The sequence below is a fragment of the Ideonella sp. WA131b genome, assembly GCA_023657425.1.
GTDB lineage: Bacteria > Pseudomonadota > Gammaproteobacteria > Burkholderiales > Burkholderiaceae_C > Rubrivivax.
Genome location: JAGTJW010000001.1, coordinates 359138 through 374663, shown reverse-complemented (window position 1 = coordinate 374663; position 15526 = coordinate 359138). Strand labels below are relative to the sequence as shown.

The 15526-nt window shown below is 72.3% G+C and carries 12 protein-coding genes; 11 read left to right on the top strand and 1 reads right to left on the bottom strand.

The features are described 5' to 3' along the window. Nucleotides 1-66 precede the first annotated feature (66 nt). The 5 genes from KA711_01820 to ftsW are packed head-to-tail and all read left to right on the top strand — an operon-like array spanning nucleotide 67 to nucleotide 9110. Nucleotides 67-3648, top strand: coding sequence for a UDP-N-acetylmuramoyl-L-alanyl-D-glutamate--2,6-diaminopimelate ligase (locus KA711_01820; GenBank protein MCM0607724.1), 3582 nt, complete (start codon nucleotides 67-69; stop codon nucleotides 3646-3648). Then, nucleotides 3645-5063, top strand: coding sequence for a UDP-N-acetylmuramoyl-tripeptide--D-alanyl-D-alanine ligase (gene murF, locus KA711_01815; protein MCM0607723.1), 1419 nt, complete (start codon nucleotides 3645-3647; stop codon nucleotides 5061-5063). Before KA711_01820 ends, murF begins: the two co-directional genes overlap by 4 nt. Continuing rightward, nucleotides 5054-6235 (top strand): phospho-N-acetylmuramoyl-pentapeptide-transferase, encoded by a 1182-nt coding sequence (gene mraY / locus KA711_01810; protein ID MCM0607722.1) that lies wholly within the window; start codon nucleotides 5054-5056, stop codon nucleotides 6233-6235. Before murF ends, mraY begins: the two co-directional genes overlap by 10 nt. A 5-nt stretch (nucleotides 6236-6240) precedes the next feature. After that, nucleotides 6241-7833 (top strand): UDP-N-acetylmuramoyl-L-alanine--D-glutamate ligase, encoded by a 1593-nt coding sequence (locus KA711_01805; GenBank protein ID MCM0607721.1) that lies wholly within the window; start codon nucleotides 6241-6243, stop codon nucleotides 7831-7833. Further along, nucleotides 7830-9110: a putative lipid II flippase FtsW gene (gene ftsW, locus KA711_01800; GenBank protein MCM0607720.1), complete on the top strand. Its 1281-nt coding sequence runs from the start codon at nucleotides 7830-7832 to the stop codon at nucleotides 9108-9110. Before KA711_01805 ends, ftsW begins: the two co-directional genes overlap by 4 nt. Here the strand turns inward: ftsW and KA711_01795 are convergent. Further along, nucleotides 9088-9321 (bottom strand): hypothetical protein, encoded by a 234-nt coding sequence (locus KA711_01795; GenBank protein MCM0607719.1) that lies wholly within the window; start codon nucleotides 9319-9321, stop codon nucleotides 9088-9090. The genes ftsW and KA711_01795 overlap by 23 nt on opposite strands. Nucleotide 9322: 1 nt before the next feature. Here KA711_01795 and KA711_01790 point away from each other — a divergent pair, with 1 nt between their 5' ends. The 6 genes from KA711_01790 (at nucleotide 9323) to ftsA (ending at nucleotide 15347) form a co-directional block, all read left to right on the top strand. Then, nucleotides 9323-9658, top strand: coding sequence for a hypothetical protein (locus KA711_01790; GenBank protein MCM0607718.1), 336 nt, complete (start codon nucleotides 9323-9325; stop codon nucleotides 9656-9658). Continuing rightward, on the top strand, nucleotides 9658-10740 hold the full coding sequence (gene murG / locus KA711_01785; GenBank protein MCM0607717.1) for an undecaprenyldiphospho-muramoylpentapeptide beta-N-acetylglucosaminyltransferase: 1083 nt from the start codon (nucleotides 9658-9660) through the stop codon (nucleotides 10738-10740). The genes KA711_01790 and murG overlap by 1 nt, the downstream gene beginning before the upstream one ends. A 79-nt stretch (nucleotides 10741-10819) precedes the next feature. Next, nucleotides 10820-12232 carry a UDP-N-acetylmuramate--L-alanine ligase gene (locus tag KA711_01780; protein MCM0607716.1) on the top strand — a complete coding sequence of 471 codons (1413 nt, stop codon included), beginning with the start codon at nucleotides 10820-10822 and terminating at the stop codon, nucleotides 12230-12232. Between the two features lie 41 nt (nucleotides 12233-12273). Next, nucleotides 12274-13227, top strand: a complete 954-nt coding sequence (locus KA711_01775) for a D-alanine--D-alanine ligase (GenBank protein ID MCM0607715.1) — start codon at nucleotides 12274-12276, stop codon at nucleotides 13225-13227. Between the two features lie 22 nt (nucleotides 13228-13249). Beyond that, nucleotides 13250-14098: a cell division protein FtsQ/DivIB gene (locus KA711_01770; protein ID MCM0607714.1), complete on the top strand. Its 849-nt coding sequence runs from the start codon at nucleotides 13250-13252 to the stop codon at nucleotides 14096-14098. Between the two features lie 19 nt (nucleotides 14099-14117). After that, complete coding sequence (gene ftsA / locus KA711_01765; GenBank protein ID MCM0607713.1) at nucleotides 14118-15347, top strand: cell division protein FtsA; 1230 nt, start codon at nucleotides 14118-14120, stop codon at nucleotides 15345-15347. The last annotated feature ends 179 nt before the right edge of the window (nucleotides 15348-15526 follow it).

Genomic DNA, 15526 nt, shown 5'->3' with positions numbered 1-15526 from the left:
GCAAGCTCGACCTGCTGCTGGTCGCGCTGCTGCTGGCCAGCGCCTTGGGTCTGGTGCGCACGGCCTATGAGTCGCGCCGGGCCTTTGCGGAGCTCGACCGCGCGCGCGCCGAGCAGCGTCAGCTCGACGCCGAATACAAGCGCCTGGACGCCGAGCGCCAGGCGCAGGCCACACACGCCCGCGTGCAGCGCGTGGCCCGCGAGCAGCTCAAGATGGGCAGCATCACGCCCGCCGTCACGGTGTACGTCGACGACGCGCCAGCCGCGGTGGGGGCCGCGCGATGAGCGCTGCCGGCCGCCAGCACGCCAGCGGAGCCCGCGCCAAGGCTGCCGGGGGCGCCGCGGGCAGCGTCCGCAGCGTCAGCTACGCCACCAGCCCGCTGCTGGCCAGCCCGACGCCACCCTGGCGCTCCCGCCTCGTGGTCGCCCTGGTGGCGGTGGGCTTTGCGGCGTTGTTCCTGCGCGCCGTGTGGCTGCAGATCCTGCACACCGACTTCTACCAGGCCGAGGGCGAGAAGCGCTTCGTCGTGACGCAGCCCTTGCCGGCCAGCCGCGGCCGCATCCTCGACCGCCACGGCCAGCTGCTGGCCACCAGCGTGGCCATGCCCAGCGTGCAGGTGGACACGCACAGCTTCGCGGCCGATGTGGCCCAGCGCCGCGCCCTGGCCGCGGCGCTGAAAATGCCCTACGCCGAGCTCCAGGACCGGCTCGACGGCGCCACCGGCACGGTGCTGCTCAAGCGCCACGCCACCGACGAGCAGTGGCAGGCCCTGCGGGCGCTGCAGCTCAAGGGCCTGCACCAGGTGCCGGACTTCCAGCGCCGCTGGCCCGAGGGCGAGTCGGCCGCGCACGTGGTGGGCTTCACCCAGCTCGTCGGACAGGGCCTGCAGGGCGCGGGCATCGATGGCGTCGAGCTGGCCTTCGACGGTCGCCTGTCGGGCCGTGCCGGCCAGCGCACGGTGGTGCGCGACCGCTTCGGCCGTGTGGTCGAGGACATCGGCGAACAGGCCGATCCACGACACGGCGAGGACGTGCAGCTCGCCATCGACAGCAAGGTCCAGTTCTTCGCCTGGCAGCGGCTGCGGGAGGCGGTGATCGAGCACCGCGCGCAGCGGGGCAGCGTGGTGGTCCTCGACGTCAAGACCGGCGAGGTGCTGGCACTGGCCAACTACCCGAGCTACGACCCCGCGCAGCGCGCCACCATGCGCCGCGAGAGGCTGCGCAACGCCGCATTGACCGACGTGTTCGAGCCCGGCTCGACGATGAAGCCCTTCATCGCCGCGCTGGCGCTGGAGCGTGGACCCTGGCGGCCCGAGACACGCATCGAGACCGCGCCGGGGCACATCATCGTCGGCGGCCGCCGCATCAACGACGCCCGCCCGCACGGCGTGCTCAGCGTGGCCGAGGTCATCCAGAAGAGCAGCAACGTCGGCACCGTGAAGATGGCGCTGCCGATGCCCTCGCGCGAGATGCACGCGCTGTACACGGCCATCGGACTGGGGCAGCGACCGCAGATCGACTTCCCGGGTGCCGTCACGGGCCGGCTGCGCCCCTACCAGGGCTGGCGCGAGATCGAGAAGGCCACGATGAGCTACGGCTACGGCCTGTCGGCCAGCCTGTTCCAGATCGCGCGGGCCTACACGGTGTTCGCCAGCGACGGGCAGCTGCTGCCGGTGAGCATGCTCAAGCGCGAGGAGGGCGCTGCGCCGGCGGTCGCCGGCCAGCGCCAGGATGCCCAAGGCGCTGCGCCGGCTGTCGCCGGCCAGCGCGTGATCAGCCCCGAGACTGCGCGCGCCGTGCGCGAGATGTTGCGTCTGGCCGCGGGCCCCGGCGGCACCGCGCCCAAGGCGCAGGCGCTGGGTTACTCGGTGGGCGGCAAGACGGGCACCGCACGCAAGCTCGAGGGCAAGACCTACAGCACCAGCAAGTACCGCTCGTTCTTCGTCGGGCTGGCGCCGGTGAGCGAGCCGCGCATCGTGGTGGCGGTCATGGTCGACGAGCCGGGCAAGGGCGTGTACTACGGGGGCGAGATTGCCGCGCCGGTGTTCAGTCAGATCGTGGCGCAGACGCTGCGCGGCATGAACGTGGCGCCCGACCTCGACGTCAAGGCGCAGATCGCCACCAAGGTCGAGCCGGCCGCGCAGGAGAGCTTTTAGTGCAGGCGCTGCACACCCCGGCGCAGGCGGCCGACTGGCTGCGCGAGCGCGTGCGCGGCACGCTGGTTGCCGACAGCCGACGGGTGCGGCCGGGGGACGGCTTCGTGGCGGGGCCGGGGCGGGTCGTCGATGCGCGCGGCTTCGTGCCGGCGGCGCTGGCTGCCGGTGCCGCTGCCTGTCTGGTGGAGGCCGACGGCGTCGCGGCCTTCGGCCTGGGCGCCGACGTGCGCCTGGCCTCGCTGCCAGGGCTGAAGGCGGCCGCGGGCGCGGTGGCGCACGACGTCTTCGGCCGGCCATCGGAGCGGCTCACAGTGGTCGCCACCACCGGCACCAACGGCAAGACGAGCACCGCGTGGTGGACGGCGCAGGCCCTCTCGGCCCTGGGCCGGCCGGCCGGCGTGGTGGGCACGCTGGGCGTGGGTGAGCCGCCGTCGCGGCGCGGGCCGGGGCAGCTGCAGGCCACCGGCCTGACGACGCCCGACACCCTGACACTGCACGCCACGCTGGCCCGCTTCGTGCGCGACGGGCTCACGGCCTGCGCGCTGGAGGCCTCGTCGATCGGCCTCGTGGAACACCGGCTCGACGGCTGCGCCATCGACATCGCCCTGTTCACCAACCTCACGCAAGACCATCTCGACTACCACGGCACGATGGCGGCCTACGGCGCCGCCAAGCGCCGCCTGTTCGACTGGCCGGGCCTGAAGGCCGCGGTGGTGAACGTCGACGACGCCTTCGGCGCCAGGCTGGCGGCTGAACTGAGCGGCAGCGGCCTCGACGTGTGGACCGTCTCGCTCCACGGCCCCGCGAGGCTGGTGGCCGGGGCCCGCCAGTACGGGCCCGACGGGCTGGTGTTCGAGGTCACCGAAGGCAGCGCCCGGCAGACGCTCACCACCGCGGTGGTGGGGGAGTTCAACGCCAGCAACCTGCTGGTCGTGCTGGGTGGCCTGCGTGCCGTGGGCGTGCCGCTGGCCGAGGCGGTGGCTGCACTGGGCGCGGTGACGCCGGTTCCCGGGCGGCTGCAGCGCATCTCGGCCGAGGGCGACGACGTCGAGGCCGTCGTCGACTACGCCCACACGCCCGACGCGCTGGAGCAGGTGCTGGCCACGCTGCGGCCGATGGCCCGCGCCCGCGGCGGCCGGCTGGTGTGCGTGTTCGGCTGCGGCGGCGACCGCGACGCCACCAAGCGTCCGCGCATGGGCGCCGTCGCCACGCAGCGGGCCGACCGTGTGATCGTGACCAGCGACAACCCGCGCAGCGAGGACCCGGCCGCCATCGTCGCGCAGGTGCTGGCCGGTGCCTCGGGCGAGGCCGAGGGCGTGGTCGACCGCCGTCAGGCCGTCGCGCGTGCGCTGCGCGAGGCAGCACCGGGTGACGTGGTGCTGGTGGCCGGCAAAGGCCACGAGACGACGCAGGTCATCGCGGGCATCGCCCACCCCTACTCCGACGCCGACGAGGTGCAGGCCGCGCTGGCCGCCCGGAGGACCCGCGCATGATGACGCTGGCCCAGGCCCAGGCGCTGCTGCCGGGCAGCACGGTGGTCGGCCCGGCCGAGCGGGGCTTTGCGCGGGTGCACACCGACACGCGCACGATCAACCCGGGCGACCTGTTCGTGGCGCTGCGCGGCGAACGCTTCGACGGCCACGACTTCATCGCCCAGGCCAAGGCGAGCGGCGCCGTGGCCGTGCTGGCCAGCCGGGCCGATGCGCTGGGCCCGGCCAGCCCCGGCGGCCTGCCGGGGCTCCACGTGGCCGACACGCTGGCCGCCCTGCAGCAGCTGGCGCAGGGCTGGCGGCATCGTCTCCACCTGCCCTTGGTGGCGGTGACGGGCAGCAACGGCAAGACCACCGTCACGCAGATGGTGGCGGCCATCCTGCGTGCCGCCCACGGGCCGGGCATGCTGGCCACCGAAGGCAATCTGAACAACCACATCGGCGTGCCCCTGACGCTGCTGCGGTTGCGCCAGGACGACGAGCACGGGCACCGCGCCGCCGTGGTGGAGCTGGGCATGAACCACGCGGGCGAGATCGCGCTGCTGGCCTCGCTGGCGCAGCCCACGGTGGCGCTGGTGAACAACGCGCAGCGCGAGCACCTGGAGTTCATGAAGAGCGTCGAGGCCGTGGCCGACGAAAACGGCGCCGTCATCGACGCGCTGCCGGCCGGTGGCACGGCGGTGATTCCGGCCGACGACGTGTTCACGGCGCGCTGGCGCCAGCGCGCCGGGGCCCGGCGCGTGCTGAGCTTCGGCGGTGAAGGCAGCGGCGCCGACGTGGTGGCCACCGGCACCTGGGACACCGCGGCCGCAGCCTGGGCGCTCGAGCTGGCCACGCCCGCCGGCACCGTGACGCTCAGTCTGCACGCGCCCGGCACGCACAACCTGCGCAACGCCGCTGCCGCCGCCGCCTGTGCACTGGCCGCGGGCGAGAGGCTCGCCGCGGTGCAGGCCGGGCTCGCAGCCTTCCGCCCGGTGGCCGGGCGTTCGCAACTGCACCGGCTGGTGTCGCCGGCTGGCCCGGTGACGCTGGTCGACGACAGCTACAACGCCAACCCCGACTCGGTGCTCGCGGCCATCGAGGTGTTGGCCGGCCTGCCGGGGCCGCGCTGGCTGATCCTGGGCGACATGGCCGAGGTCGGCGACGAAGGCCCGCGCTTCCACGCCGAGGTGGGCCGGCGCGCGCACGAGCGTGGCATCGAAGCCTTCTGGGCGGCCGGCCCGCTGTGCGCGCGGGCGGGGGCGCACCGCCACTTCGCGGGTACGGCCGAGCTGGTGGCGGCCCTGCAGGACGGCAGCCCCGGTCAGGGCGCGGCAGCCCCCGTGCGCTCGGTGCTGGTCAAGGGCTCGCGGTTCATGAAGATGGAGCGGGTGGTGCAGGCCCTGCGCGCCGCCTGGGGAGACGCGCCGTGCTCTTGAGCCTGACGCAATGGCTGCTGGCGCTGTACCCCGAGGATCTGGGCTTCCTGCGCGTGTTCCAGTTCCTCACCTTCCGCGCCGTGCTGGCGGCGATGACGGCGCTGCTCATCGGCCTGGCCTTCGGGCCCTGGGTGATCCGCAAGCTCACCGCGATGAAGATCGGCCAGCCCATCCGCGCGTACGGCGTGCAGGCCCACCTGGGCAAGCGCGGCACGCCGACGATGGGCGGCGTGCTCGTGCTCATCGGCATCGGCGTGAGCACGCTGCTGTGGTTCGACTGGAGCAACCGCTTCGTCTGGGTGGTGATGCTGGTCACCTTCGGTTTTGGCGCCATCGGCTGGGTGGACGACTACCGCAAGGTCGTGCACAAAGATCCCGAGGGCATGCGCAGCCGCGAGAAGTTCTTCTGGCAAAGCCTGATCGGCCTGGTGGCCGCGCTGTACCTGGCCTTCAGCGTGGCCGAGACGAGCAACCTGCGCGTGCTGGAGTTGTTTCTGAGCTGGGTGGGAAGCGGCTTCTCGACCGAGCTGCCGCCGCGGGCCGACCTGATGGTGCCCTTCTTCAAGAGCATCAGCTACCCGCTGGGCGTGTTCGGCTTCATTGCCCTGAGCTGGTTCGTCATCGTCGGCGCCAGCAACGCCGTCAACTTCACCGACGGGCTGGACGGCCTGGCCATCATGCCGGTGGTGCTGGTGGGCAGCGCTCTCGGGGTGTTCGCGTACGTGGTGGGCCGCGCGGACTTCTCGCGTTACCTGCTGTTCCCGCACATCCCAGGCGCCGGCGAGCTGCTGGTGTTCTGCGCCGCGATGGCCGGTGCGGGGCTGGCCTTCCTGTGGTTCAACGCCAACCCGGCGCAGGTGTTCATGGGCGATGTCGGCGCGCTGGCGCTCGGCGGCGCCCTGGGCACCATCGCCGTCATCACGCGCCAGGAGATCGTGCTCGGCATCATGGGCGGCATCTTCGTGGCGGAGGCCCTCTCCGTGATGATCCAGGTGGCCTGGTTCAAGTACACGAGGCGGCGCTACGGCGTCGGACGGCGCGTGTTCCTGATGGCGCCGCTGCACCACCACTTCGAGAAGAAGGGCTGGGCCGAGACGCAGGTGGTGGTGCGCTTCTGGATCATCACGATGCTGCTGTGCCTGGTGGGGCTGGCCAGCCTGAAGCTCCGCTGATGACGATGGACTGGCTGAACCACACCTCCGTCCTGGTGCTCGGCCTGGGCACCAGCGGCCTGGCCATGGCGCGCTGGTGCGCGCGGCACGGCGCGGCCGTGACGGTGTGGGACTCGCGCGAGCACCCGCCGGGTGCCGAGGCGCTGGCGCACGAGCATCCCGGCGTGGCACTGCGCCACGGTGCGCTCGACACCACATTGCTGGAGGGCTGCCAGCTGGTGCTCAAGAGCCCGGGCCTGGCCCCGGCCGACGAGCGCATCGCGCCGCTGCTGGCCGAGGCCCGCGCCACCGGCATCGCGGTGATGGGCGAGCTCGACCTCTACGCCCGCGCGCTGGCCGACCTGAAGGCCGCACGCGGCTATGCGCCGCGCGTGCTGGCCATCACCGGCACCAACGGCAAGACCACCACCACCGCCATGACGGCGCTGCTGGTGGCGCGCGCCGGCAAGGCCGTGGCCATGGCCGGCAACATCGGCCCGGCGCTGATGGACACGCTCGCCGAGCGGCTGCAGGCGCACGAGGCCGACCCCGAGACCCCGCTGCCCGAGGTCTGGGTGCTCGAGCTCTCCAGCTTCCAGTTGGAGGGCGGTGGCAGCGGCGTGTCACGGGCTGCGTGGGGCTTCGAGCCCGATGCGGCCGTCATCCTCAACCTCACGCAGGACCACCTCGACTGGCACGGCACGATGGCCGCCTACGCCGGAGCGAAGGCGCGCATCTTCGGCACGCGGGCCACTTGCGTGATCAACCGCGACGACACGGCCGTTGAGGCCCTGCTGCCACGCCCGGAGCTGCACGAGAAGGGCCCGCAGAAGGGCAAGCCCAAGACGCCCGAGCGAGCGGCGGTGCGCTTCGGCCTCGATGCCCCGCGTGCGCCGGGCGACTTCGGCCTCATCGTCGAAAACGGCATGGCCTGGCTGGTGCGCGCGCTGCCGCAGGAAGAGGGCGTGAAGCTCAAGAAGGGCGAGGAGCCCGAGATCCACCTGCAGCGCCTGATGCCGGCCGACGCGCTGCGCGTGCGCGGCCGCCACAATGCCGCCAACGCGCTGGCGGCGCTGGCGCTGGCCACCGCCATCGGCTGCCCGCTGGCGCCCATGTTGCATGGGCTGCGCGAGTACGCGGGCGAGCCGCACCGGGTGCAGTTCGTGGCGCGGGTGCCGGTGGACGGGGGCGAGGCCGACGCCTACGACGACAGCAAGGGCACCAACGTCGGCGCCACCGTGGCCGCGCTCCAAGGCCTGGGCGCCGACCTCGCGCCGGCGCGCCTGGTCGTCATCCTCGGCGGCGACGGCAAGGGCCAGGACTTCGCACCTTTGGCCGGCCCGCTGCAGCGCCACGCGCGCGCCGTGGCCACCATCGGCCGCGACGCGGCGGCCATCGAGGCCGTGATCCACGGCCAGGCCAGCGGCCTGCCCCTGCAGCGCTTCGGCTCGCTGGAGCAGGCGGTGCCCTGGTGCTTTGCGCAGGCGCAGCCGGGCGACGCCGTGCTGCTGAGCCCGGCCTGCGCCAGCCTGGACATGTTCCGCAACTACGCCCACCGCGCCGAGGTCTTCGGCGCCGCGGTGCAGGCGCTGGCGGCTGAGCGCGGGGCCATCGCATGAGTGCCGCTGCCACGCTGCAGGGCCGGATGTCGCAGTTGTGGACGCAGCTGCGGCTGCGGCTTCTTGCCCGCGGCGGCGCGGGCACGGCCGGCCCGCTGCCGGTGCGCGCGCAGGTCGACGTGGCCGGCACACGCGCCGTGCGCCTGAGCGCCTTCGACACCCAACTCGTCACGGTGGTGGCTGCGCTCGTCGCCTTCGGCCTGGTGATGGTGTATTCGGCCAGCATCGCGTTGGCCGACAACCCGCGCTTTGCGGGCATCACGCAGGGCTTTTTCCTGCAGAAGCACCTCATCGCCATCGGCGTGGCGTTTGTGGCCGCGCTGCTGACGGTGCAGCTGCCGATGTCGTTCTGGGAGAAGAACGCGTCGTGGGTGTTCCTCGTCGCGTTGGTGCTTCTGGTGGCGGTGCTGCTGCCCTTCATCGGCAAGGTGGTGAACAACGCGCGGCGCTGGATCCCGCTGGGCTTCATGAACTTCCAGCCCAGCGAACTGGCCAAGCTGGCGATCGCGCTGTATGCCGCCAGCTACATGGTGCGGCGGATGGACGTGCGCGAGAACTTCTGGCGCGCCGTCACCCCCATGGCGGTGGCGGTGGCCTTCGTGGGCGCGCTGCTGCTGCGCCAACCCGACATGGGCGCCTTCATCGTCATCGCCACCATCGCGATGGGCATCCTGTTCCTGGGCGGGGTGAACGCGCGCATGTTCTTCCTCATTGCGCTGGTGATGCTGATCGTGCTGGGCCTGTTCCTGGCCTTCGACGACCTGCGGCGCGAGCGCATCCTGGCCTACCTGGACCCCTGGAACCCGAAGTACGCACAGGGCAAGGGTTACCAGCTCACGCACTCGCTCATCGCCCTGGGCCGGGGCGAGATCTTCGGCCAGGGCCTGGGCGCCAGCGTCGAGAAGCTGCATTACCTGCCCGAGGCGCACACCGACTTCCTGCTCGCCGTCATCGGCGAGGAGCTGGGCTTCGTCGGCGTGGCCGTGGTCATCGGCGCGTTCTTCTGGCTCACGCGGCGCATCGTCGGCATCGGCCGCCAGGCCATCGCGCTGGACCGCGTGTTCGCCGGGCTCCTGTGTCAGGGCATCGGCATCTGGATCGGCTTCCAGGCCTTCATCAACATGGGCGTGAACCTCGGCGTGCTGCCCACCAAGGGCCTGACGCTGCCGCTGATGAGCTACGGCGGCAGCGCGATCCTCATGAACGCGGTGGCGCTGGCGATGGTGCTGCGGGTGGACATCGAGAATCGGGCCCTCATGCGCGGAGGCCGCGCATGAGTGGCCGGTGGATCGCGCCGCTGCGCCTGCACACCCCTCCGTTCGGGCTGAGCTTGTCCAAGCCTGCCTTGACGACCCCGTTCGGGCTGAGCTTGTCCAAGCCTGCTTCTCCGTTCGGGCTGAGCTTGTCGAAGCCGGCCTTGACTACCCCGTTCGGGCTGAGCTTGTCGAAGCCTGCTTCTCCGTTCGGGCTGAGCTTGTCGAAGCCCACGGTGCGCACACGGCGCTTCGACAAGCTCAGCGCGAACGGAGGTGTGGGCCCGCGCTTCGACAAGCTCAGCGCGAACGGAGGTGTGGGCCTGCGCTTCGACAAGCTCAGCTCGAACGGAGGTGTGGGCCCGCGCTTCGACAAGCTCAGCGCGAACGGAGGTGTGGGCCTGCGCTTCGACAGGCTCAGCGCGAACGGAGGTGTGGGCCCGCGCTTCGACAAGCTCAGCGCGAACGGAGGTGTGGGCCCGCGCTTCGACAAGCTCAGCGCGAACGGAGGCGCGGAGCTGCGCCTCAACGAGCTCAGCGCGAACGGTGCCCGCCAAGGAGGCCACGCCTGATGGCTCACCTCGTGGTCATGGCCGCCGGCACCGGCGGGCACATCATGCCGGGGCTGGCGGTGGCGCGCGAGATGCAGCGCCGCGGCTGGACGGTGTCGTGGCTGGGCACCTCGCACGGCATGGAGAACAAGCTCGTGCCGCCAAGCGGCCTTGAGTTGGACACCATCACCTTCAGCGGCCTGCGCGGCAAGGGCCTGCTGCACACCGCCACCGGCGGCCTGCGGCTGCTCAAGGCCCTGTGGGACTGCCGCGCGATCCTGAAGCGCCGCGCCGCCGACGCGGTGCTCGGCATGGGCGGCTACGTGTGCTTTCCGGGCGGCCTGATGGCGAGCTGGCTCGGCCAGCCGCTGTTGCTGGTGAACGCCGACGCCGCGCTGCTGCTGTCCAGCCGGGGCCTCCTGCCCGTGGCCGACCGCGTGGCCTTCGGCTTCGACGGTGAGGCCGCGCGCGGCACGAAGATCGGCGTCGTCACCGGCAACCCGGTGCGTGCCGAGATCGAGGCCATCCCCGCGCCCGCCGAGCGCCTGGCCGGCCGCAGCGGGCCGCTGAAGCTGCTGGTGGTGGGCGGCAGCCTGGGCGCGCAGGTGCTCAACCGCACGCTGCCCGAGGCGATCGCCAAGCTGCCCGCGCAGGCCCGGCCGCAGGTGCTGCACCAGACCGGGGCTGCCGACCAGGCCGCCGTGAGCGCCGCCTACGCCGGCCACGGCATCGCCGCCGACGTGCGCGCCTTCATCGACGACATGCCCGCGCAGCTGGCCGCCTGCGACCTGATGGTCTGCCGGGCCGGCGCCATCACGGTGAGCGAACTCTGCGCCGCGGGCGTGCCGGCCATCCTGGTGCCCCTGGTGGTGAGCACCACCGCGCACCAGCGCGACAACGCACAGTGGCTGGCCGCGCAGGGCGGCGCCGTGCACCTGCCGCAGGCGGAGCTCACGGCCGGGCGGCTGGCCGCCGAGCTGGACAAGCTCGACCGCGACACGCTGCAGGCAATGGCCACCAAGGCCCGCGCCCAGGCCCGCCCGCATGCGGCGGCGCGCGTGGCCGACGAGATCGAGGCGCTGGTGAAGAAGGCCCAGGCATGAACCACGCCGTGCACCCCATCCACTTCGTCGCGACCGGGCCGGTGCCGACGAAGCGGCCCCTGCGTGCGGAGGCTGCCGCATGAACCACGCCGTGCACCACATCCACTTCGTCGGCGTGGGCGGCTCGGGCATGAGCCCGCTGGCCGAGATCATGGCCGGCCTGGGCTACACCGTCAGCGGCTCCGACCTGCAGGCCAGTGCCAGCACCGAGCGCCTGGCGCGGCTGGGCGTGCGCGTGCACATCGGCCACGATGCCGCGCACGTGGCCGGCGCGCAGGCCCTCGTCACCAGCACGGCGGTGAAGCCCGGCAATCCCGAGGTGGTGGCAGCGCGCGCGGCGCGCATCCCCATCGTCGCGCGTGCCGCGCTGTTGGCCGAGCTGATGCGCCACAAGCAGGGCATCGCCATCGCCGGCACGCATGGCAAGACGACCACCACCTCGCTGGTGGCCAGCGTGCTGACCGAGGCCGGCACCGACCCCAGCTTCGTCATCGGCGGCGAGCTCCAGGGCCTGGGCGGGCAGCGGGGGCAGGGCGCACGGCTCGGCGCGGGCGATCTGCTCGTGGCCGAGGCCGACGAGAGCGACGCCAGCTTCCTGGCGCTGAGCCCGGTGCTGGCGGTGGTGACCAACATCGACGCCGACCACATGGAGACCTACGGCCACGAGCTGGCGCGGCTGCACGAGGCCTTCGTGCAGTTCGTGGCGCGCCTGCCCTTCTACGGCCGTGTCATGGTCTGCGCCGACGACCCCGGTGTGCAGGCGGTGCTGCCGCGCCTGGAGCGCTACGTCACCACCTACGGTCTGGGCGAGGGCGCGGACCTGCGCGCCGTGGACGTGGCCTCGCTCGAAGGCGGCCGCATGCGTTTCGTCGCGCGCCAGGCCGGCTTCGATGACCTGGCCGTGACGCTCAACCTGGCTGGCGAGCACAACGTGCGCAATGCGCTCGCGGCGCTGGCGGTGGCGCGCACGCTGAACCTGCCCGACGCTGCCGCGGCGCGTGCCTTCGCGGCCTTTGCTGGCGTGGGCCGCCGCTTCGCCAAGGCCGGCCCGCTGCGCGCGGCCGGCGGTGGCCGCTACCTGCTGGTCGACGACTACGGCCACCATCCCGCCGAGCTGGCTGCCGTCATCGCCGCCGCGCGCGGGGCCTACCCGGGCCGGCGCCTGGTGTTGGCCTTCCAGCCGCACCGTTACACACGCACCCGCGACTGCTTTGCCGGCTTTGCCGCCGTGCTGCGAGGGGCCGACGCGGTGTGGCTGACCGAGGTCTACCCGGCCGGCGAAGCCCCCATAGCCGGCGCCGATGGCGCCAGCCTGGCTGCTGACGTGCCCGGCGCGCACTTCGTGCCGCAGCTCGCGGAGCTGCCCGCCGCGCTGCACGCCGCGCTGCAGGACGGCGACGTGCTGCTGGGCATGGGCGCCGGCTCCATCGGCACGCTGCCGAAGATGCTGCAGGCGCTGTCGGACACCGTGTCGCCGGGAGGTGCTGCATGAGCGCAGCCTTCGACATCGATACGGCCATCGAACCCGCGGCGATGGGCAAGGTGGCCGTCCTCATGGGCGGCACCAGCGCCGAGCGCGAGGTGAGCCTCATGAGCGGCTCCGGCGTGCTCGCCGCGCTGCACAGCCAGGGCGTGGACGCGCACGCCTTCGACCCTGCCGAGCGGCCGCTGCAGGCGCTGAAGGACGGGGGCTTTGCCCGCGTGTTCATCGCCCTGCACGGCCGCGGCGGCGAAGACGGCTCGCTGCAGGGCGCGCTCGAGCTGCTGCGCCTGCCCTACACCGGCAGCGGCGTGATGGCCAGCGCCATCGCCATGGACAAGACCATGACCAAGCGCGTCTGGCTGGCCGAGGGCCTGCCGACCCCGCGCTGGGTGCTGCTGCAGCCGGGCCGCCTGGCGCGCGAGCACGTGATCACCGTGCCCGACGCTTTGGGCCTGCCGCTGATCGTGAAGCCGCCGCGCGAGGGCAGCTCCATCGGCATCAGCAAGGTCGAGGGCTATTCGCAGATGCAGGAGGCCGTGAAGCTGGCCGCGCAGTACGACCCCGACGTGCTCTGCGAGGAGTTTGTGCGCGGCATCGAGCTCACCTGCCCGGTGCTGGGCGCGGGCGAGTCGGCGCGCGCGCTGCCGGTGGTGCGGATCGCCGCACCGGGTGGCAACTACGACTACGAGCACAAGTACTTCTCCGACGACACCGGCTACCACTGCCCGAGCGGCCTGCCGCCGGAAGAAGAGGCCGAGGTGCAGCGCCTGACGCTGGCCGCCTACCGCGCCCTGGGCTGCCGCGGCTGGGGCCGGGCTGACCTGATGCTGCGCACGGATCCGACGAACAACGACCGCAAGATCTTCCTGCTCGAGATGAACACCAGCCCCGGCATGACCAGCCATTCGCTGGTGCCGATGTCCGCCCGCCAGGCCGGCATCTCCTACGAGCGCCTGTGCCTGCTGCTGCTGGCCCAGGCCACGCTGGACAGCGCGCGCGACTGAAGCCTGCACACGACGCCCCGCCATGACCACGCTCCGCCGCCCCGCACAGCCCGCTGCCCCCGCGCGCGCCGCCGCGCCGCTGCCGGCCGACGTGCGCCTGATGAACGCCGTGGCCAGCGCGGTGTTCGTGCTGGCCGCGGCCGGCGCCGGCCTGGCCGCCTGGGCCTGGCTGATGCGCAGCCCTTGGTTCCCGATCCGCGCCATCCAGCTCGACGGCGACCTGGCACGCAACAGCCTGCCCACCATCCGCGCCAACGCCGCGCCGCGGCTGGCCGGCAATTTCTTCAGCGTCGACCTGCAGCAGAGCCGAGCCGCCTTCGAGGGCGTGCCCTGGGTGCGCCGCGCCGTGGTGCGCCGGGTGTGGCCCGACCGGCTGGCGGTGCGGCTCGAAGAGCACCGTGCGGTGGCGCTGTGGGCGGGCGAGGAGCTGCTGTCCGCCGCCGACACCGGCCGCCTGGTCAACAGCCACGGCGAGGTGTTCGATGCCAACGTCGGCGACGTCGAGGACGAGGCCCTGCCCGTGCTCGGCGGCCCGGAAGACCGCGCCGCCGAGGTGCTGGCCCTGCTGCAGCGGCTGCAGCCCCTGCTCGAGCCGCTGGACCTGCGGCTGAGCGCGCTGCACCTGTCGGGCCGCGGCTCGTGGCGCGCCGGCTTCGACAGCGGCGCGACCATGGAGCTCGGCCGCGGCAGCGAAGACGAGGTGGTGGCGCGCACCGAACGCTTCGCGCGCACCTTCGCCGCAGCCAACGCCAAGTGGCGCGCCCCCATGCTGCACGCCGACCTGCGCCACGCCAACGGCTACGCCATGCGGCTGCGCGGCGTGACCACCACCCCCAGCGCCGCCGCCACACCGGCCGGCGCGACGAACTGACAACACGAGGAACACACGCATGGCCAAGGACTACAAGGACATGGTGTTCGGTCTGGACATCGGCACCGCCAAGGTGATGGTGGTGGCCGCCGAAGTGGTCGACGGCGAGCTGCGCCTGGCCGGCCTGGGCGTGGCACCCACGCATGGCCTCAAGCGCGGCGTCGTCGTCAACATCGACGCCACCGTGGCCAGCATCCAGCAGGCGCTCAAAGAGGCCGAGATGATGGCCGCCTGCAAGATCACGAGCGTCTACACCGGCATCACCGGCAGCCACATCCGCGGCCTCAACAGCACCGGCATGGTGATCGTGCGGGACAACCGCGAGGTCACGCCCACCGACGTGGCGCGCGTGGTCGAGACGGCCAAGGCCATCAACATCCCCAACGACCAGCGGCTGCTGCTGGTGGAGCCGCAGGAGTTCGTCATCGACGGGCACGAGGTCAAGGAGCCCATCGGCATGAGCGGCTCGCGCCTGGAGGTCAAGGTGCACATCGTCACCGGGGCCGGCAGCGCCGCCGAGAACATCCTCAAGTGCGTGCGCCGCTGCGGGCTGGAGGTCGAGCGCCTCGTGCTCAACCCCAGCGCCAGCGCCAGCGCCGTGCTGACCGACGACGAGAGGCAGCTCGGTGTGGCCGTGGTCGACATCGGCGCCGGCACCACCGACGTGCAGATCTACACCGACGGCAGCGTGCGCCACACCGCCGTCATCCCGATTGCCGGCGACCTCATCACCAGCGACATCGCGATGGCGCTGCGCACGCCCACCAAGGATGCCGAAGAGATCAAGCTCGAGCACGGCGTGGCCAAGCAGCTGCTGGCCGACCCGTCGGCGATGGTCGAGGTGCCCGGCCTGGGCGACCGCGCGCCGCGCATGCTCAACAAGCAGGCGCTGGCCGGCGTGATCGAGCCGCGCGTGGAGGAGATCTTCAGCCTCGTGCACCAGGTCATCCGCGAAAGCGGCTACGAGGAGCTGTTGTCCAGCGGCATCGTCATCACCGGCGGCAGCGCGGTGATGCCGGGCATGGTGGAGCTGGGCGAAGACATCTTCCTGAAGCCTGTGCGCAAGGGTTTGCCGCTGTACGGCGGCACGCTGGCCGACATGGTGGCCAGCCCGCGCAGCGCCACCGTGATGGGGCTGCTCGAAGAAGCCCGCGTGGCGCGCACGCGCGGGCACAAGGCGGCGGCACAAGCCGGCTCGGTGAAAAACCTGGTCGGCCGCGCCAAGGACTGGTTTCTCGGCAATTTCTGAAAAGAGGGCTCGATGTTGATCGCGCGTGCGACACCACCTCCGTTCGCACTGAGCTTGTCGAAGTGCCTGCCAGGGCTCCCTTCGACAGGCTCAGGGCGATCGGAAGACCAGGCTCAGCCCGAACGGCGGTGGCTTGAAGGCGCCAGGTCACCCCAAGAAGCCCGCATTCCGTTCCACAA

Excerpts from the sequence above, each read along its gene's own strand:
- KA711_01780 (MCM0607716.1), top strand. The coding sequence starts at position 10,820 with ATGAACCACGCCGTGCACCACATCCACTTCGTCGGCGTGGGCGGCTCG.
- KA711_01805 (MCM0607721.1), top strand. The coding sequence starts at position 6,241 with ATGGACTGGCTGAACCACACCTCCGTCCTGGTGCTCGGCCTGGGCACC.
- KA711_01775 (MCM0607715.1), top strand. The coding sequence starts at position 12,274 with ATGGGCAAGGTGGCCGTCCTCATGGGCGGCACCAGCGCCGAGCGCGAG.
- ftsA (MCM0607713.1), top strand. The coding sequence starts at position 14,118 with ATGGCCAAGGACTACAAGGACATGGTGTTCGGTCTGGACATCGGCACC.
- murF (MCM0607723.1), top strand. The coding sequence starts at position 3,645 with ATGATGACGCTGGCCCAGGCCCAGGCGCTGCTGCCGGGCAGCACGGTG.
- KA711_01820 (MCM0607724.1), top strand. The coding sequence starts at position 67 with ATGAGTCGCGCCGGGCCTTTGCGGAGCTCGACCGCGCGCGCGCCGAGC.
- murG (MCM0607717.1), top strand. The coding sequence starts at position 9,658 with ATGGCTCACCTCGTGGTCATGGCCGCCGGCACCGGCGGGCACATCATG.
- KA711_01770 (MCM0607714.1), top strand. The coding sequence starts at position 13,250 with ATGACCACGCTCCGCCGCCCCGCACAGCCCGCTGCCCCCGCGCGCGCC.
- ftsW (MCM0607720.1), top strand. The coding sequence starts at position 7,830 with ATGAGTGCCGCTGCCACGCTGCAGGGCCGGATGTCGCAGTTGTGGACG.